Source organism: Indolivaga capnocytophagoides (assembly GCF_036511535.1).
In the GTDB taxonomy this organism is placed as follows: Bacteria; Bacteroidota; Bacteroidia; order Bacteroidales; family Dysgonomonadaceae; genus Dysgonomonas_A; species Dysgonomonas_A capnocytophagoides.
Genome location: NZ_AP028867.1, coordinates 3,148,579 through 3,168,603, shown reverse-complemented (window position 1 = coordinate 3,168,603; position 20,025 = coordinate 3,148,579). Strand labels below are relative to the sequence as shown.

The 20,025-nt window shown below is 37.8% G+C and carries 12 protein-coding genes; 2 read left to right on the top strand and 10 right to left on the bottom strand.

Annotated features, from left to right (window positions below):
• The first annotated feature begins 7 nt into the window (after positions 1 to 7).
• Both AABJ51_RS12730 and AABJ51_RS12725 read left to right on the top strand, forming a co-directional pair.
• Entirely contained in the window at positions 8 to 1,699 is a 1,692-nt protein-coding gene (locus AABJ51_RS12730; protein WP_338372824.1) for a RagB/SusD family nutrient uptake outer membrane protein, read from the top strand.
• 286 nt (positions 1,700 to 1,985) lie between these two features.
• On the top strand, positions 1,986 to 6,038 hold the full coding sequence (locus tag AABJ51_RS12725; RefSeq protein ID WP_338372823.1) for a two-component regulator propeller domain-containing protein: 4,053 nt from the start codon (positions 1,986 to 1,988) through the stop codon (positions 6,036 to 6,038).
• A 51-nt stretch (positions 6,039 to 6,089) separates the two neighbouring features.
• Here AABJ51_RS12725 and AABJ51_RS12720 read toward each other — a convergent pair whose 3' ends face one another.
• From AABJ51_RS12720 to AABJ51_RS12675, 10 genes are all read right to left on the bottom strand, one after another.
• Positions 6,090 to 8,372, bottom strand: coding sequence for a cation:proton antiporter (locus tag AABJ51_RS12720; RefSeq protein WP_026625959.1), 2,283 nt, complete (start codon positions 8,370 to 8,372; stop codon positions 6,090 to 6,092).
• Between the two features lie 195 nt (positions 8,373 to 8,567).
• Entirely contained in the window at positions 8,568 to 9,293 is a 726-nt protein-coding gene (locus AABJ51_RS12715; RefSeq protein WP_338372822.1) for a LytR/AlgR family response regulator transcription factor, read from the bottom strand.
• Positions 9,262 to 10,002, bottom strand: coding sequence for a histidine kinase (locus AABJ51_RS12710; RefSeq protein ID WP_338372821.1), 741 nt, complete (start codon positions 10,000 to 10,002; stop codon positions 9,262 to 9,264). The genes AABJ51_RS12715 and AABJ51_RS12710 overlap by 32 nt, the downstream gene beginning before the upstream one ends.
• 127 nt (positions 10,003 to 10,129) lie before the next feature.
• On the bottom strand, positions 10,130 to 11,068 hold the full coding sequence (locus tag AABJ51_RS12705; protein ID WP_338372820.1) for a DUF4421 domain-containing protein: 939 nt from the start codon (positions 11,066 to 11,068) through the stop codon (positions 10,130 to 10,132).
• Positions 11,069 to 11,159: 91 nt separating this feature from the next.
• Positions 11,160 to 12,578, bottom strand: a complete 1,419-nt coding sequence (ahcY, locus tag AABJ51_RS12700) for an adenosylhomocysteinase (protein WP_338372819.1) — start codon at positions 12,576 to 12,578, stop codon at positions 11,160 to 11,162.
• 476 nt (positions 12,579 to 13,054) lie between these two features.
• A complete protein-coding gene (locus AABJ51_RS12695; protein WP_338372818.1) occupies positions 13,055 to 13,867 on the bottom strand; it encodes a DUF3108 domain-containing protein in 813 nt (270 codons plus the stop codon).
• A 25-nt stretch (positions 13,868 to 13,892) separates the two neighbouring features.
• Positions 13,893 to 15,908: an Ig-like domain-containing domain gene (locus AABJ51_RS12690; RefSeq protein WP_338372817.1), complete on the bottom strand. Its 2,016-nt coding sequence runs from the start codon at positions 15,906 to 15,908 to the stop codon at positions 13,893 to 13,895.
• A gap of 129 nt (positions 15,909 to 16,037) precedes the next feature.
• Positions 16,038 to 17,516, bottom strand: coding sequence for an O-antigen translocase (locus tag AABJ51_RS12685; protein ID WP_338372816.1), 1,479 nt, complete (start codon positions 17,514 to 17,516; stop codon positions 16,038 to 16,040).
• 9 nt (positions 17,517 to 17,525) lie between these two features.
• Entirely contained in the window at positions 17,526 to 18,299 is a 774-nt protein-coding gene (locus tag AABJ51_RS12680; RefSeq protein WP_321577285.1) for an SDR family NAD(P)-dependent oxidoreductase, read from the bottom strand.
• A gap of 67 nt (positions 18,300 to 18,366) precedes the next feature.
• On the bottom strand, positions 18,367 to 19,986 hold the full coding sequence (locus AABJ51_RS12675) for a glycosyltransferase family protein (RefSeq protein WP_338372815.1): 1,620 nt from the start codon (positions 19,984 to 19,986) through the stop codon (positions 18,367 to 18,369).
• Between the last annotated feature and the right edge of the window lie 39 nt (positions 19,987 to 20,025).

The following is a 20,025-nucleotide window of genomic DNA, read 5'->3' as shown; positions in this document are numbered from 1 at the left end:
GATAGTTATGAAAATAAAAAATATAATATTAAAAACATTCGCAGTATCACTTGTCACATTAGGATCGATATCGTGCAGCGATAGTTTTCTTGATGAGAAAATGTATTCAAATTTTGATCCTTCGGTCAATGACGTAGAATCTAAAGTTGTAGGGCTGTATCGTCAGTATGCTGCAATTTGGGGGATGTCCAGCCAACAAGGTTTCTTGAGTTGCTTTCAGGTTGGAACAGATGTCTGTTCACCCGGGCAGACACAGGGTGTAGAAGTCGGCTTCTATAATTATCCGAATCTTAATTCGGAAAATGCAGGCGTTAGTTTCTTGTGGGAAAAATTGTATGAGATTATCAATAGTGCCAATCTTATTATCGATTCTCAGGGAGATAACGGAGATAAAGCTGCTGTAGCTGAAGCTAAATTTTTTAGAGCTTATGCTTACAATATGTTAGTTACTCTATGGGGAGGTGTACCTTTGGTTACAAAATATGATGGTGCAAATCCAAGGACAGACTACGTTCGTGAGACTGTTGATAAAGTTGATGAGGTAATTGATGCCGATTTACAATATGCGATGACTTATTTGCCTAACGTAGATACTTCGAACAGAAAGGAGAGCCGTGCGACAAAAGACTTTGCACGTCAGTTGGCAGGAGAAGCTTATCTTCGTATGGGCATGCGTGATGCATCATTCTTTAAGAAAGCTGAAGATGCCTTGACCTTGATCATTAGCGAAGGGAAGTATAAGCTGATCGATGCCCGTTATGGAAAATACCTAGCTGAAGGAGGTGACTCTTACAGGGATATGTTCAGATTTGGAAATCAACGCCGTTCGGAGGGAAATACCGAAGGGATATGGACTTTCGAAATGGAATACAACCGTGATGTAAACGGTGGTACTATTGATAATCCGCAACATCGCCGTGTATGGGTTCCCGGGTATTACAATATAGATGGTATGGTTAATGCCGATTCTTTGGGCGGACGTGGTATCGGACGTTTGCGTTTAAGTAATTTTACTAAATATCACTTATTCCAAAAAGGAGATATACGAAACTCTAACTATAATATCCGACGTACAATGTATTATAATAAACCCGGTTTCCATACAACGATAGGTATTGATGCCAACGGGTTTAAGGTTACCGCCGGTAAAGGAGTGAAGGATATTGTTGTTAAAACAGGAGATAAAGTGGTTCCGGCAGCAGGAGATTCACTTGGATTCTATTATCCGCATCCAACGAAATGGGGAGGGTATGATCCTAATGATGACTTTGGATATGCCGTAGTGAAAGATTGGCCGGTAATGCGTTATTCCGAAACATATCTGCTTAGAGCTGAAGCTCGTTTCAGGCAAAATAACCTGACAGGTGCAGCAGAAGATATAAATGTGATAAGAGATCGGGCGTTCAAAGCATATCGTACCGAAATAAGCAATCCGTCATATGGGAAGGTAAGTGCTTCTGATATTAATATCGATTTTATTTTGGATGAGCGGGCCCGGGAACTTATAGCCGAAGAAAACCGCCGTATGACCTTAATAAGAACCAATACTTTGTCAAGTCGTATTCTGAAGAATGGTGATGCATCTCCGGATAATAAGATTATAGTCGGATTTAAAGATTATAATACATTGTTACCTATACCATTAACAGAAATCCAATTAAATAAGGATGCTGTTCTTGAACAGAATACCGGATATTGATTGAAAGAAAGCATTTAATAATGTATCTTAAAGCGATAACCAGATCTTGCTGTCATGCTTGTAAAATCAGCAGAAAGGTCTGAGACCTTAATCAGGTATATTGATTTAAAAAATACCTCTGGAGATAAAACTCTTAGAGGTATTTTTTATCTTTGATATATACATCTATCTTTATAGGATAAGTAACAGCAAGTGTTTAAAGAGGTGTTTTAAGACGATAACCAGCTCATGCTGTTATGTTTGCTAAGTTAATAAATAGGTCTGAGACCTTAATATGTCTTCTGAAATGAAAAACAAAATACTCCGTTATCTCATTACATGCAGCCTGCTTACATTTTTATTGACAAATGTAGCAGCGCAAAAAGTAACGATGAATTCTATACCCCAGTTAGATCAGTATTCGTCTTATTCGGTGCTGAGGGTATATCAGGATCGGGCAGGATATATATGGCTTGGGACGATGGATGGCATATGCCGGTATGATGGCTACAGAATTCTTGTATTCAGAACCGATTTTAACCGCTCTCATCTATTATCGAATAATCAGATATCAAGTATTACCGAAGATGACAAATATATCTGGATAGGAACCGAAGAAGGAATAAATCTTTTAGATAAGCAAACCTATATTGTAACGCCTTTTGCAGATAAAGAAATACAATCACAGCCAATAAAATCGATATTAGTGGCTTCCGATAAATCTATATGGATCGGTACAGACAGGTATTTATATCATTATACCAAAGACCGGACTCTTATAAAGCGGTTCGATGATTTTCCGAATCTCTCCATAAACCAGATATATCAGGACTCATACGAAAATATCTGGGTACTGGGGTGGGGACCGGGCTTGTTTAAGTTCGATAAAGAAAATTCAACTCTGATCAGGTATCCTAAAATAGGCTCAACCAACAGTCCTTTCCGTATGTTTCAGGACTCCAACAAACATTATTGGATATGTACATGGGGCGATGGATTGTTCAGTTTCAGACCCAATAAAAATGAAGATGAGATGTATGTCTCGCAGAAAGTAAATAACACAGAAGATAATCAACCTCAGAAAACATTTTTCAGTATAACCCAGGATCATCAGCAGGGCTATATCTGGGTGATGTCTTTTTCGGGGGTGCATGCATTTAAATACACGGATGTATCTGATCCGGTGCTTGAAGAGGTAAATGTATCTCCTCTTTTCAGGGAATCGAATAATATATTCAGCGAATTGGTTACAGACCGAAAAGGCAATATCTGGATTGGTACTTATAGCGAAGGAACTATTACCATAAATTTCGACAAGCCTTCAATCAAAAATTATTCACTCGACAATGTTAAGCAGCGATTTGGTATCGCATCCAATATAAAAGTTCTTTTTCAGGATAAAACAGGGCTGTTCTGGCTGTTTCAGAATAGGGTAGGCTTAGGAACTTTCAATCCCGAATCCAATCAATTTAATTATTATACAGAATATTCGGATTTGAGAGATCAGTCAGATCTTCGGTTGATTAATTGTATTTCAGCCCCTCCTTCTACAGACGAAGTTTGGGTGGGAGCCGAAAAAACCCCTTTTATATACCGGCTCAAAAAGAGCGGTAATGAGATATCATTAAGTGGTAAAATAGATTTAACGAAATATACAAAAAGTCCCGGACTGCCTTTGATATTCTTTAATGATGCCAAAAATAATACATGGCTGGGTACATCTACGGGTGTCTTCATGAAAAAATACAATGAAGAAGAACTTCATCTGATCAGCGATACATTGGGAAATGTGACGGGTATTACCGAAGACAATAATGGAACTATATGGATAAGTACCAGCAAATCGGGGTTATACAATATCCCGATTAAACATAACACTTCTATTGATAATCTGAAATTATTCAATTTCAGAAAAGGATGGAACGGCTTATCCAGTGATAATATACAATCGGTATGTGCCGATCAGTCAGGAAGAATCTGGATCGGGTCTAAAAACGGAACTATTGAAGTTTATAATACCATAACTGATAAAATAGACGATTACACACGGAGTTGTGGTATGACGGGAGACCCTATTCTTAATATTATTGTAGATAGGATGTCTCATGTTTGGATTCTTACGAGCCGCTATGTGACGGAGTTTAATCCTGAAAATAAAGCCTATCGGAATTATAAAAGTACAGACGGGTTGTCAGTCAACTACTTTCACAAAAATTCGGTGTTTGTCAACAACGACGGGGTTATATATTTTGGCGGAAATAAAGGTTTTGCGGCATTTAGCCCATCCGAAAATTTATCGGCTCAGCCCGGTTCTGAGAAAGTACTTGTGACAGATATTAAAATTCAGAATCAATCTATTTTTTATCAGAATGCAAATAATAAGTTTGATTTGGATAAACAAACCTTGACTTTAGATCCGAATGATAAAAATATAGAAATAGATTTCTCGTCACTTAACTATACTTATCCTTCAAAAATCAGATATGCCTACAAATTGGAAGGGATTGATGAGGACTGGATTTATACAGATAGTAATAGGCAATTTGCCACATATAACCAGTTGAGTAAAGGTAAATATATCTTGATGATTAAATCTACAGATGAGAATGGCTTGTGGAGTGATCAGGTTACCGAACTTATCATATATAAGCTGCCGGCTTTTTATGAAACATGGTGGGCATATACCTTTTATGCAGTGATTGTGATTGTGTTTATGTATTTGGCCTTGCGGATTGCAACAAACAGAATCAGGCTGAGGAATAAGCTGAAAATCACACAGATCGAGAAAGAAAAGACAGAAGAGTTGACGCAGACCAAACTTCGTTATTTTACAAATATATCGCATGATTTCCTTACGCCCCTCACAATTATTTCATGTCTGATTGACGATCTGGAAACAACTTCAAAAACAAAAGTTCCTCAGTATGAGACAATGCGTTCGAATGTAAGCCGTTTGAAGCGTTTGCTTCAACAGGTTCTTGATTTTAGAAAAATGGAAAGTGGTAATATGAAATTAAAAGTGACTAATGGTAACATTATCATTTTTATTAAAGACATCTGTTATACACATTTTGCCCCCTTAATTAAAAAGAACAATATCAACTTTTCGTTTACTTCCGAAGTGTCGGATATCAATGCTTATTTCGATCCTGATAAAATAGATAAGATTGTATTTAATCTCTTATCAAATGCATTTAAATATACCCCTGTTGATGGTGCCATCTCTGTTGATATATCGTTATCAACCCAAAACCGCCACAATTATCTGACGTTGAATGTCTCGGATACAGGTATAGGTATTGCTGAAAATCATCTCAAAGATGTATTTACAAGGTTTTATACAGACAGCCAAAGAGCTAGAGGTGAGACTAACGGCATAGGTTTATCCTTAACAAAAGATTTGGTGGAACTGCATCATGGAACTATTGCTGTGAGTAGCTCGGTAGATATAGGTACAGTATTTACAGTGGTTATTCCTGTTGATAAAGAAAGTTATACCGAAACAGATATTGTAAATACTCCCGATATTATATTTAGTGAAGAGAGCTCTTTCCCTCACAATGAAGAGCCCCAGTTTTCAGAAGGACAACAAACTGAAGGGGTGGATCGGGTAACAATACTTCTGGTTGAAGACAATGAAGAGCTCTTGGTACTGATACGGAATATTTTATCGAAACAATATAATGTAATTACCGCAGCCAATGGTAAAGAAGCTGTGGTAAAGCTGCAAAATAATAATATCGATATTATTATCAGCGATGTGATGATGCCGGAAATGGATGGATTTGAATTGTGCCGAGAAGTGAAATCAAATATCGAGACAAGCCATATATCCATCTTATTATTGACAGCAAAAAACAGTGCCGAAGACCGTATCGAATGTTATAATGCCGGAGCAGACGGATACATGTCGAAACCGTTCGAAATAAAAGTGCTTGAAGCCCGTATCAACAATCTGGTGAGTAATAAAGAAAGTAAGCAGCAAGAATTCAAATCGAATGTCGAAATCAATATCTCTTCTCTCGAATACCCTTCGGCAGATGAACAGTTTCTGAATAGTGCGGTAAAACTGATTGAAGAATACTTATCCGAAACAGAATTCGATATAAATACTTTTGCGGAACATCTGCATATGTCGAAATCATCTTTGTATCGGAAAATCAAGTCAATGACAGGATTGTCTCCCATAGAGTTTATCCGCAATATTCGCCTGAAACATGCCTGCAATATGTTGAAAGATAAATCAATTTCGATAGCCGAAATTGCATATTCAGTCGGCTTTTCCGATCCTAAATATTTCACATCCTGCTTTAAAACTGAATTTGGAATGACTCCAAGTGAGTATCAAAAGCAAATGTAAGTATCTGGAGTATAGATTTGTTTTAAATAAAACCGACTATCCAGTTTTGTTTTAAGATTGATGAGTTTTATCGTCAGAACAGATAAGAACGGACGTTGTTTTACCAATCCATTCCTTACGCAGTAAGAAGAGATTTTCGCAGCTGTCTAGACTTACAATTATCAGGTTTTGCTTACTCATGAAATCTTCACTGACATAATCCATACTGATATTACGGATATGGTTTGGTGCATTATGTTCTATCAGCCGGATCCGCTCTTTTATTGCATTGTTACTTTTTCCGGATTGGTCTAGTATCGAAATCTGAGCTCCTGCATTGTGTATAAATTTCTGTGCATAAGTAATCAGGAATTCATCTTTTTCGTTGAAAATAGGGATGAAAATGTTATCTGTACTCGATAGATCTTTATCTATAAGTATACCTACGGGAATTCTGCTTTTAGATAAGATCAGGCGTGTGTTATTATCTATAAGATTGCTTTCTATCAGTTTTTCTTTGCCTGTAACTGTATTGATTAGTTTTTCGGGATTAAATATCTGAGTAGTAAATCCCAGAACCCGACCCAATACTGTTCCTTCAAAAATTGATTCTTCAAGGTTCATCAGCAACAGGTCATAGTCTCCTTTATTGGCTACATTTACTACATTATCCCCGATGTCGGTTGTTATTTTGAATAGTGAAATGATTTTGCGGTTTAGTGATTGAGCCTCATCAATTAAGGGGGAGAATGCTTCTTTTTCGTATACATCGGCATCTATCTGGTGTAATCCTTGAGGAGATGTAAGATGAATAGCTGTTATTGAAGTATTATCGTCAACACGTCTGGTCAGGCTATTTGCCAGTCTGACCAAAGCTCTCCCTTTTTCGGGATTTTTGAAGAATAAGAGCAGCTTGTACCTTGCCAGATCGTACATCTTTTCGTTGGCTGCTTCTTCATCTTTCTTGAATATTTTGTTGATAATATTCAGTGAGGGGCCTGTCATAAATGTAGTGACAAGAGCCATGATCACCATCATTGCAAATATCTCGGCATTGAGTACTCCCAGATCGTACCCGATATTAAGAACAACCAGCTCCATCAATCCTCGGGTATTCATTAGCGTGCCTATGGTAAGACTGTCTTTCCAGTTTTGACCGACAAATCTGGCTGCGATGGCACTTCCTGCAAACTTTCCCACAACAGCAACAAGAATGATCAAGCCTGTGATTTTCCAAAGTTCGGGATCGTTAATCAATCCGATTTCTGTACGCAATCCGCTGATTACAAAGAATAGAGGAAGGAAAAGAACTAATGCAACATCTTCTATCTTTTCGGTAAACATACTTCTAAACCGTATATTGGCGGGCATCATTACGCCTGCCATAAATGCTCCAAAAAGTGCATGAATCCCTATTGTTTCGGTAATAAAGGAAGATATAAGCAATACAAGGAAGAAGAGAGCTACAAGCGATTTACTCAGGTTTTTATCCGACTGATACAATTCGCCGACTCTGCGTAAAAACGGGCGTACAAGCTTTACCATGAATATGACATAGGCTATAGCTAATACTATTGTATAGAGAGAGCTTAGAACTGATCCGGCTTTCACTATTGCTATTACTACAGCAAGCAGACACCAAGCAGTAATATCATCGGCAGCAGCACAAGTAATTACTATCGCTCCGAGTTTTGTTTTATGGATACCTCTTTCCTGTATGATACGCGCCAGTACCGGAAAGGCTGTTATGCTCATAGATATACCTATAAAGAGTGCAAATGACGAAAATTCGACATGTTCGGGAGCATGGGCTTTGTATATCAGGTAAGCAAGTCCGACTCCTAACGCAAAAGGGATAATGATACTGGCATGACTGATGACTACAGCTTCGTGAGCTTTAGTTTTCAATACTTTCAGATTTAGCTCCATTCCTATAACGAACATGAACAGTATAAGTCCTATTTGGCTCAAAATACTCAAATTACCAAGGGATTGAGTCGGGAAAATGAAATTCGACACATCAGGGAAGTATAAACCTAACAAAGATGGTCCGAGAACAATACCAGCCAGGATTTCACCAATAACCATTGGTTGTCCGATCTTTTTAAATATCCAGCCAAATAGGCGTGATACAATAATAATTGCGATAATCTGAAGAACAAGAAGCCCGATGGAGTGATGTAAGTTATCAATCAAAGAATTGAAAAACTCTTCGAGAGGAGTTCTCTCTGAAATGTTCGAAACAATTCCGCGTCCTTCTTCTAACGATTTTCCACTAAATATTATCCAGTAAATAAGGATAGAAAAACCACCGATTGTAATTACATAGAATAGTATATCTCTTAGTTTTTTCATAAGTCGTAAACAAGTGTAAAAGGGTCTGAAACCCTAAAATTAGAGATATAAATAGTTTCTGAGTCGGTTTAGCAATAAAAGCTGCATAAAATGTAATGAAGCCTTGGTATTTTGTAATGAAATTAAGGTCGCAGCCTTATTAACAACCAGAGTCTGTTATGACTTGAAAATGTATCATTAAATACTTTCGTTTACTTATTTACCTGAGTTTTCTACCTTATAGATAAAATCATCCCGATATACTTCGGATAGTGAAAACCGGATTGTATTATCGTTATGAATAATGTCGGATATTATCTCATCATAGGAGAAATATTGTATCGTGCGTAAGGCTATTATCTCCCTTTTATTGATACGGCAAAAACGCTTGGAGGGAAGAAGACTTATCAGCTTATCGAATGAGATATTTTTCAGGGTCAGGGTTTTTCCGTCTTTCAGGTACACAATTTTGTCTCTGCTGTCTAAAGCTGCTATAGTTATGTAATCTATCTGGTCGAAATAGAGAAGGACTTTTCCTTTTTCACTGTTCAGTTGGGTGAATGCTTTTGTTGTTCCCGGCTTTTCCAGATATTTGATTGCTTTGTCTATGGCTTGCTTAAGTCTGTCTCTCTGTATTGGCTTACGAACGTAGTCGATAGCATTCAGGTCGAATGCTTCTGCTGCATATTCTTTATATGCTGTTACAAATATGATTGCTTTGTCCTTTAGTATATTAGCGATCTGTAATCCATTCATTTCTCCCATTTCGATATCAAGAATACAAGCGTCGAATTGCAGCTGTCCTATTTCATTCAGGAACGCTTTCGGATCATCAAAAGCTTTGATGACCTCTACTTCCGGAAACTGCTGGCAAAGCATTTTCAGATAAGCTAGTCCTGGTAATTCATCCTCAAGGATGAGGCATCGAAGTTTTGAATCCATTCAGATCAATTTTTAAGTGGGCAATATATGCATCGTCATCAATGATGCGTTCCAATTCATAACAGCCCTTGTAGAGCATATCTAATCGTTGGTCGAAGGTTATGTTCCCGATACCGCTTTTCTCTTTTTTAAGATTGGTTCGGGGTGATATTTTATTTGAAACAGTGAGGCTGAATATATTATCTTTAAACCCGAATACAATTGAAATATACGAACCCTTGCTTTGGAGATCGGCATGTTTAAAGGCATTTTCAATCAGGTCGATGCTTATAAGCGGAGCTAGTACACGCTGCCTGTATAATGCCGAGGTCTCGTCTATTTTTGTTTTTATGGTCAATTCGAACAATGGACTGAGCTTGATCCGGTTTACCTCTATCAGATCTTTGGCAAAGTCTATTTCCTCCTGAGGAGTCACGTACTTGTTTTTACTCTCATATAGAATGTAATCAAGAATATTTGCGAGTTTATCTAAAGCAAAGTATGTCTGGTATGCATGAGATTGTACCGAGTTTAGTATATTCTTGAATAGATGAGGATTCAGAACCGTTGCTATCGTTTCGGGGTACATATTCGAACTGTTCTCTCGGATTGTACTTAGGCGGGTTTCCAGTAATTTCTCTTGTCTTCTTGATTTTTGGAGCAAGAGAAAGAGTATTACGGCTGAAGCCATAAATAAAATAAGTAAGATCAATAAAACTTCTGTCATCATATAGCGTACTACTATATGGCAAAATTAAGTATTTATATCGGATTTCAACATGTTGCTCATATTAAGTCTCTAAAGTATATCTCAGGAATGATTTGTGCTTGCAACGTTAAAAATAGGGTATGAGACCTTATTTCCGTAAAAAAGGTATTTTATAGAATCGCTTTATTGCAAAAAGTTGTACTTGTCCCGAATGAATACCTATACTTCGATCATTAAGCATTGATGGGAATACCACATTTCCTACATAATAAGCTCCGAATGCCCACGAATCATGGTTATATCCTACAGCTATTCTGGATGTGGCAGTAGGTGAAACCTCTAGTTTTGCTTTTCCTATATTATCCAGTTTCTCGTATCCCAGACCTACTCCGGCTGTGATGGCTCCGGTGGCATACCAATGACGTCCCATAATCCACGTGTAGGCATATCCTCCGCTAATACCGAGCTGGATATTATCGAATGAGTGCTTATCGGTATAAGTAAATGAACTGTCTGATTCTATTTTGCTTTTGTATAGACTTATGCCTGCCAGAAATGTTCCTGCAGATTTGAGCTGTCTCTCATTGTGAACAAATGCGGCTTTGTAAGAAAATTTACGGTTGTTGAATATATATTGCAGGCTAGCTCCGTATTGGCTTACTTTTAGATCAGGACAGTTTCTTATATTCTTCCCCTTATCATCTTCCCAGTCAAATCCCTTATATCTTTGAAGATACAAGTCGAATACCAGTTTCCGGCTGTAATTGTGAAGCTGAAAGTCAAATGATTTTGTTTTGCTTCTTGTTTTGTCTTTCATAAAGTTAAAGCTCCGACCGTAGCTTAAACTTATGATCGTGTTATTTATAGAAAAGCCCAAACCCAGTTTGGGTGGGTTGTTTGGTACATAAGATCCTGATTCTTCGGGTCTGTCATCCGAATCCATTATGAGATTGAGCACGTCTTTGGCAAAATATGCCCTTACAGAAAACACATCACCGTAAGAACTTATGTATGTGCTGTCGGTTTGCGCATGTATGTAGAAAGACGCAAGGGATAAAAGAAAGATCAGGCAGATTATTCTTAGCATTGAGTGTTGTTGTTTCTTCTAAAAAATAAAGGGGTTGCCTATAATGTAATATCAGACAACCCCTCTTTGTATCTATAAGGTACTATATACCTTAATATCTGTAATGCTCAGGCTTGAATGGACCTTCTTGCGGTACACCTAGATAATCGGCTTGCTCTTTTGAGAGTTTTGTAAGTTTTACACCGATTTGTTCGAGGTGAAGTCGTGCCACTTCTTCGTCAAGATGCTTAGGCAGGCGGTACACGTCTACAGCATAATCTTTCTGCCACAATTCGATCTGAGCTAAAGTCTGATTTGTAAATGAATTACTCATCACGAATGATGGGTGACCAGTTGCACAACCTAAATTCACAAGTCGTCCTTCAGCTAGCAGGAATATAGAATTACCTGTAGGGAAAGTATATTTATCTACCTGAGGTTTGATATTTGTATGTTTTATACCGGCGAAAGTTACCAGCTTCTCAACCTGTATTTCGTTATCGAAGTGACCTATATTACATACGATAGCCTGATCTTTCATTGCTTTCAAATGATCGATAGTAATGATATCTTTGTTACCGGTAGTTGTTACGAATATATTTCCTTCTTTTACCGCTTCTTCCATTGTGGTTACTTCAAAGCCTTCCATTGCAGCTTGTAAAGCACAGATAGGATCTATTTCGGTAACGATCACACGTGCTCCGTACGAACGCATTGAGTGTGCACAACCTTTACCTACATCACCGTATCCCGCAACTACAGCTACTTTTCCGGCAATCATAACATCTGTCGCACGTTTGATTCCGTCGGCAAGAGATTCACGGCATCCGTATAGGTTATCGAATTTCGATTTTGTAACAGAGTCGTTTACATTGATAGCAGGAATAAGCAGTTCGCCGCGCTCCATCATCTGATATAAGCGGTGGACACCTGTTGTGGTTTCTTCCGAAACGCCTTTCCATTCGGCTACTGTACGATGCCATCTTTGGTTATCTTCTTTCAATATTCTGTTCAGGGTGTCAAGTATTACCTGTTCTTCGTGATTTCCGCCTTTACGGTCGATGGTTTTCGCATCTTCTTCGGCTTTGAATCCCCAATGTATAAGCAGAGTTGCATCACCTCCGTCATCAACGATAAGGTTGGGACCTTTTCCTCCGGGGAAACTCAATGCTTGTTCTGTACACCACCAATATTCTTCGAGCGTTTCACCTTTCCATGCAAATACAGGAATCCCTGAAGCTGCGATAGCCGCTGCGGCATGGTCTTGTGTCGAGAATATGTTACAGCTGCACCAACGTACATCAGCTCCTAAGTCTTTAAGAGTTTCAATAAGTACCGCTGTTTGGATAGTCATGTGCAACGATCCCATAACTCTTGCACCTTTCAACGGTTTCTGAGCACCATATTTTTTGCGAAGTGCCATTAATCCCGGCATTTCGTGTTCTGCTATTTCTATTTCTTTTCTCCCGAAATCGGCAAGACTGATATCTGCCACCAGATAAGGCAGATTTGGCAGTAATTGTTTAGACATACTGAGTAATTATTTGTTTGTTAAGGTCTCAGACCTATTTATTAACTTTGTAAGTATAAATGCAACAGCGTGGTTAACGCTTTGATATATAACATAAATGCTTTCTGTTACTTATTATGTTATCCGGCAAATATACGGATTATTTTCTTTTTATCTCGATAATAAACCCTTTTCATAAAAGGATCAGATGATGCTGAGTCTTATCTTTCAGTAGATTAACCTGTAAAAGGTTACAAAAGTAACAGTCTTTATATTCATCTTTCGGATGCTTCCTTTTATTACTTTATAGGCATCTTCTCAACATCCAATTCTGAACTTTCAATAAAATGAAAAAGGTAACAAAGGTTACTCCGAGATTACCTTTTTGGTGATGATACCATTTCTTTTTTTCCTAATTTCTGAAAGAACGCTTTGTAAACAAGTGAGCTGCACCCTCTTTCTGTATAGATAAATAAATTATAAAGGGCTCTGATATCTTATCTCACTATATTTACTGGATGTTTATTTCCTTTATAGCTTTTAAGAATAACACGGGTTGAACCGACTTTTAGCTTTGTTTCCAGTTTTATGGGCATACGGTTATCATCATCTGTGATGTACACTTTCATGGCTTCTTTTCCATTATCAAAAGCTTCATCCGCAACATAAAGAGTCAGCTTCAGACAGTTGTATTTGTTTCCGTCATTGGCTTTTACTGTTTCTTTTCCGTTATAGATAATACGCATATGAACATTCGATTTTCCGGTTATAAACCGTACTTTAGTTTCGGTGATATCATTCATTTTACGGTAATCGAGGGTACGCGCGTAGAATAAAACACTCATCAGGTCGTATGTACAGGCATCGTTTTCGATGGTTTCATCGAATTTGAAATTACCATTCTTATGTCTGATTGATCGGGTTTTTACCTTTCCGTTTGCATAAGAGTATCCGAGACGTTCTTTGGTATAATCGCCGCCTTCGTGGGCATCCTTCGTATAACCGAGAGGTACGATATCTTTTGTCGTGTAGCAGACAAGAGTATCGTTAAGTTCAAACATTTTCCGTGCGAATCCTTGTGATTCAGAGATCAATGTCATCTTATATGCATCTTTACCTGCATATTTTACATTTTGGGTAGTCAGGCTTGCGTATCCACCCTTAATGGTCGCTGCAAATTTGATGTAAAGATCATAAGTGAGATGTTCTCCTGCCTGAAAATATTTATTGTCGATACTGCATTGCGCCGAAACATGGTGTAAGGGCAGTAAAGACAATAGTAAGATAAATGAGTAAAGAATCTTCTTCATAAGCATCTTAAGGTCTCAGACCTATTTAATACGTATTATTTATGTTAGTTGTTCCTGTGTTATTATACCGATTCGTCGAGTTGGTTGTATTGGTCGAATTGGTCTGAGAGTTTTTCCGCCTTTTTTCATTGGCTTCTTTCCGTTCAAGATCTTTCTTTTTCTTATCCTGATCTTTGGGCTTGTTTTTGGTGATATCAAGCGGTTTCTGCTTGTCGAGCGGAAGTTGGGTTATATCCCAGTCTTCTTCCATCTCCCAATATGCTTTAAGATCTACGCTTTTGTCGTAATAATATACCATTTCGGGTTGCAGGTTTTTCTCATAATCCCCGGCATCCCATTTTCCGTTTCCGTTTGTATCTATAATGATACGTGCGTAATACAGACCCGGATTTAAGTTTATAATAGAGGTTTTTGGTAATTTTACTTTTTCTTTTCTGACTACTTTGTCTGACTTATCGAGTATTTCAATAAAGGCAGGTATACTATCGGGTACGTTATTCAGGTAAAATGTAATTATCCCGTATTGATCCTCCGTTTTTACCTTAAACCCGGCATCAAATTTATTATTCCATTTACCGTCATAACTATATATGGCAGCAGAGTCTATCGCAAACTTGTATTGACTGCCCTGTTTCCACTTATGCTGCAAACTATACTTTCGAGGGTTTAGAGTATCTTTCTTCAATACAAAGTCAATATCTTTATATGTTGAGTCTACCAACTCCTGTAGGCGCAGCTGTTTCTTTTCGAGATCTGCTATCGGTCTTTCAAATTCGACGTTTATATCCTTATATACATCGAATGCTTGTGCTATATCGGTTTGTATTGATAGAAATTCTATTTTTTCTTCTTCGTTTTTCTTCTTTCGTTTCTCTCTTTCTTTTTCCTGCTTTTCATGTTCTTTCTCTTCCTGTTTTCTATGCCGGTTTACAAAACTGAGTGTGTCGGTTACAGGTTGCAGCCTGTTTAGTGTATCAGTTGCAAAATAAGAAACTTTCAGATTGATGGTATCCATTTCTGCAATCGCAGGCTTGGTAATCCAGAATTTTAATGTGTCATTTCCGGCTGTTCTTTCCAATACAGACCATTCATTGATGCCTGCCGGTATATCCAAAGGTTCTATCTTAGGCATTTGAGTAGCTGATCCGAAGAAAATATTCAGAATATCACTCGATGGCCGGTCTACCTTTTGCAGATACTGACGTTTAAATGTTGAGGTGAATGATCTCAATACAATATTGTCCGGTAAGAATCGTGTGTAATTGACAGTCTTTATTGTGTCGAATATATGTTTTATGTCGAATATACTGTCCTGACGGCTTGCAGCCTCACTTGATGGGACGATCAGGTCGCTAAGAAAGGCTATTGCTTCCCCCGGATCGTTGTACATATAATCGCGGTTGATATCATTCAGCGCATATATTTTATATTTACCCGGAGAGATTCCTTTGATCGTGAATCTGCCCAATTCATTAGTTCGTGAAATACGAAGGAAAGGTTTTTTTGTAAAAGCAGTATCCGATAAGTCGGAATGTATACCTACATAAATAGCTGATACAGGTTCGAGATTATCGGCTGTTAGAACTTTACCCGAAATAGCGAGGCTATCGACAACATCTCCTGTCGAAAAAGAAACGGCGAAATTTTCGAGTACATTTTTTTCGTTATTATCGACTATTGCATCCGTAAAATCAATAGTATATGTTGTATTCTCCTGTAGAGTATCTTTCAGGTCAACAAGCACTCTGTTGTTTATTGCTCTGATATTCGGATAATTCTTTTGGGGAGGAGTTATTATTATTTTCTCTTCCGGCTTTTCGAGCTGGACAAGTTCATCAAATATGATTTCGACTTTGCCTTTCTTTACATTTGTTTCATTGAAATTTGGGGTGACTTGTACGACTTTGGGCGGATCTAGGTCATAGTCTCCTCCCGAAGGTGAGCCTATACTGGCGCATGCCGTAATAAATGCCGCAATACCGCATGCGGAAAGTATGCGGATAATATATTTATTTGAATCTGAGATGTATTGTCTGAACATATGTCACTTACTTGCTATTTCGGACAAAAATACAATGTTTTATCTAATCAAAGGTTGTAATGCCTTGTAAAGAGTGATCTTTGTTCGTAAATTTCATTTTTTTAAGTTCGTACTCTTTAGTGCTCGGTATTACTTTTTCTTTCTTAACAGGTTTGGCAAGGATTTAAACGGTAATATTTTATTGAATCTAAATGCTGATATTATGATAGATACAATCAATAGAGGTACAAGTATTATTACACTGTATTCGCTGTAATATTTAGCAGATGCAAATCCAATACCGATAATAATAAGACTGAGTATTCCCAGCAGCGAATTTTCTTTTGTCCATCCGAAAGCAATCAGTTTTCGCCCAGCTATATATACAACAGGAAGATATACGATATATCCGATAAAATAGGCTATACCGATTGACTCAAAACCTAAATGAGGATATATCAGATATGCACTCCCCAGATATACTGTCAGATATAGTATTTCGGTAAAAAAATATACAGCCCCCTTTCCTTTAGCGAGAAGGATAAATCCTAAGGGCCATGAAACAACTTTCAGAAATGTGCCGGCTATCTGCCAGTTGAGGACATCCGATGCTCCGATAAAATCGTAACTGTAGAGAGTAATAAGCAGCAATTTCGAAAACAAGAGCAAGGCCAGTATGGCTGGGGCACATAGTATCAATACAATATGCGTTTGCTCATTGATCAATCGGGATGATGAGCCGTTGTCTTTGATTACACCGCATAAGCGGGGATAAAAATCGGCTCCCATTGATTTCAGTATAAGAGAAAGATAAACATTGGTAATTGTAGATGCTGCCTGAAACAATCCAACCGCTTCCAATCCGGAGTTGTTAACCAAAAAAGCCCTGATAACAAACAGGCTTGCCGTGGTTGGTATTGCAGCCAGAGCAACAAAAAATCCCAGACGCAGCATTCCTGTTCCTCTTGTTCTTATTTCACTGAATGATAATTGTACTTTGGGTATTTTCAGTTTCCGCCGATAGTAATACGCACTGCAATACATCCCTATACTTACGGCTATAAATACGGGAATCACCCCATTAAGATCAAAATATGCATACATCGGTATAGCCACAATCAGTCCGGCAATATTCCATATGATAGATGATTTTACCAGATATGATATCTGTCGCAGTCCTTGCAATACTACCGTTTGCCCTGCGGCGAGTACCATAAAGAATAAACTGATGGATAGCGCCCCTATCTGATAGGTATGTGTTGTGTCATCAAATAACCATATGCTCACAGGATAAGCACAGGCAATACAGATAACCGTACTAAGTAAAGCCAGAATCAAAGACCATGTGTCTATGGTTGAAATTGTTCTGTATAGCTCGGTTTTGTCCTCGTTTTCGGCAGATTGCGAAACATCCCGTACTCCGCTGGTTTCAATACCGAAACCGGATATGGATTTGATAACATCGAGAATCGATTGGTAAACACTGATAAGTCCGGCTCCGACTGTTCCGAGGAGTATGGCTATGACTTTGTTGCGGATGATCCCGATAAGAATTGTTATCAGTTGAGATCCTCCGAAAATACCGGTCGATTTGATAATCCGTTTATATGAGTTATCTACCTTTTGCAAAATATCTATTTATAATATATTACTCTTCTCTAATTTCCTCTTTTCCAGCAATGAATATATCCTGAATATCGGAGGAAAGATATTTTCCGCATAATTAAACAGGCGGAACACTGTCGATGGTGATACCGATGTTTTATTTTTTTCTATTCCCCTGATTATCGCTTTTGCTACCGTTATCGGGCTTTGGGTCGGGAAGGGTAGTGGCGGAGAGGTATTATCATGGGCCTTTTTGAAAAACTCGGTACGGGTTGCAACAGGATAAACGGTCATCGTATGAACACCTTGAGACTGCTCGAAGTGATATGTCTTCATAAACTGCCTGATTGCAGCTTTTGTGGAGCAATACAACGAATAATAAGGCAGCGCAACAGTAGATACAGCCGATGAAATACTGACAAAAAAACTTGATCCTGTCTTATTAAATTCGATTTGTTTTTCGAGGGAATATATGGGAGAGATGGTATTCAAAGAGAATATCTGCTCTATATGATCCCAGTCGGGAGATGATAATTTCTCGATATAAGCAAATCCGGCATTGGCGATAAACAAATCAATTTTATCGAAGATGGTTTCAGCAAACAAAAACAATTTGTCAACACCTTCTTTATTGCTTACATCGCATGAATATGGATATATGACTCCCTCTTTTTGGGGTATAGGAGAGGTGTTTCGCGCTACAGCTATAATTTTTACACCCTCATAACGTGAGAGCTGTTTTAATACTTCTAATCCTATTCCGGATGAAGCTCCTGTCAAAATAATATTCTTACCATTGATATGCATAAACCATTTTATCTATTTTGGTTGTTGGCTTGTCTTATCTTATCTAGAGTATATAGATGGTGTCATGTTAATCATTCCATAATACACTATAATATTCTCCCTTTTGAATACGAAATAGGTTTAAATCTATAGATGGTAACTGCTGATTAGATATGACATATGCAGTTTTACTTATTGGTTGGATATCGGGAAGTCCGAAAGATATATTGGCGTACGACAATCCGGTGGATAGCATGCGTCCGTCCGAAACGAATGTCTTAGCGAATATATAAGGGCTGACCGGTGTATAGAAAAGCGTATAACTGTGCGTGAAATCTTTAGGATAGAATATTTTGTTGAAATGGTGATCTTTCGTGAATTTAATCTCCTTCTCGAAAGTATAAGAATTGAACGGTTTGTATACTTCCCGATCAAAATAATTGCGAAGGAATAATAGAAACGAAATGGAATAGATAGAGCCGATAATGACAAAATTAGTCTGTCCTATTTCGATAAATTTGAATATTCCGTATCCTGTAAAATAAATGACTGGAAACCACAATAGGTTCCAGTGGTTAATTGTCGGTTCTACGATCAGGAGAATTGGTAGACAGGATATCAACCAGATCAGAAAAATATCGTTGACTACACTTTTTTCTTTATATCCTTTGTATATGCCGAGAATCAGAAACGGTAGTGATATTATATTATAGAAAATACCGGATACAGGAAGAGAACTCACATTTAAATTATCTATACCTAATACAACTACCTTGTATGCATATTTGAGGTACAATAAGAATTGTTGTATGAAGCGACCTGATCCGAATAATGTAGTGTCATTGTGCCTGCCGTCGCTTAATTGAGTGATGGTAACTGGTCCGATTGTAAATTGTTCCAATTTGAAGAACAGCGTAAATGCAAAAAGTATCAAGGGTAATAAAATAAGGAAAGAAATGCTTGCTGCAATTATTTCCTGTTTGACGCTTAAATACTTTTTTCGATACAGATATAGAAATCCCCCAATAAAAATGAATGGTAAGACCATCCAGCTTACTCCGTATCCGTAAGCACTGAGAGCTAATAAAGAAAAACCAGCCACAGTGAGTCCTGTTTTTCTACGATGTGTATATATAGATAAGATTATAAGGCAGATTCCTATAAGTACCAGATCGGGGCATATATTACAATCTACTGCAAAGCGGCTTTTTATGATATGCCAGGGATTAATTGCCAGAAATGCTGTGATACAAAATACAAGAGATCCGCTTTGTTGAGATTTCTTTAAAGTTTTGTAAAGGACGATTAAGGCTAAACAGCTGATCAAAGACATGGGTAGTCTGTATGCTTCTACATTTAGCCCGAATAGTTTAATGAATGGTAATGCCAAGTAGGCATACAGTGCACTTTGTCCTGTTCCCCACGATTTAAGATAAACCGGATAGGAGGCAAGATTGCTATCCACTCCATAGTTAGCCAGCGACCAGGAATCATAAGCCCCCATTGCTTCGTCAACAAATACCCCATGCGGATATGATAAATTGATAGAGCGAAGAAGTATCCCTATAAAAAGAATCAACAAAGTATATACAGCTAATTTTCTTTCTTTTGACGAACTGGCTCCGGTTATCCGAATTTCATGAATTATGAATGCCAGCACAAAAGCCAGAAATATTATCTGAATAATTATATATGGTTTAAAGTCCATACTCGATACTACTTATATTTGTATTAACGAACGCTATAA

Coding starts and splice junctions, on each gene's coding strand:
- AABJ51_RS12730 (WP_338372824.1), top strand. CDS start 8: ATGAAAATAAAAAATATAATATTAAAAACATTCGCAGTATCACTTGTC.
- AABJ51_RS12725 (WP_338372823.1), top strand. CDS start 1,986: ATGAAAAACAAAATACTCCGTTATCTCATTACATGCAGCCTGCTTACA.
- AABJ51_RS12720 (WP_026625959.1), bottom strand. CDS start 8,372: ATGAAAAAACTAAGAGATATACTATTCTATGTAATTACAATCGGTGGT.
- AABJ51_RS12715 (WP_338372822.1), bottom strand. CDS start 9,293: ATGGATTCAAAACTTCGATGCCTCATCCTTGAGGATGAATTACCAGGA.
- AABJ51_RS12710 (WP_338372821.1), bottom strand. CDS start 10,002: ATGATGACAGAAGTTTTATTGATCTTACTTATTTTATTTATGGCTTCA.
- AABJ51_RS12705 (WP_338372820.1), bottom strand. CDS start 11,068: ATGCTAAGAATAATCTGCCTGATCTTTCTTTTATCCCTTGCGTCTTTC.
- ahcY (WP_338372819.1), bottom strand. CDS start 12,578: ATGTCTAAACAATTACTGCCAAATCTGCCTTATCTGGTGGCAGATATC.
- AABJ51_RS12695 (WP_338372818.1), bottom strand. CDS start 13,867: ATGAAGAAGATTCTTTACTCATTTATCTTACTATTGTCTTTACTGCCC.
- AABJ51_RS12690 (WP_338372817.1), bottom strand. CDS start 15,908: ATGTTCAGACAATACATCTCAGATTCAAATAAATATATTATCCGCATA.
- AABJ51_RS12680 (WP_321577285.1), bottom strand. CDS start 18,299: ATGCATATCAATGGTAAGAATATTATTTTGACAGGAGCTTCATCCGGA.
- AABJ51_RS12675 (WP_338372815.1), bottom strand. CDS start 19,986: ATGGACTTTAAACCATATATAATTATTCAGATAATATTTCTGGCTTTT.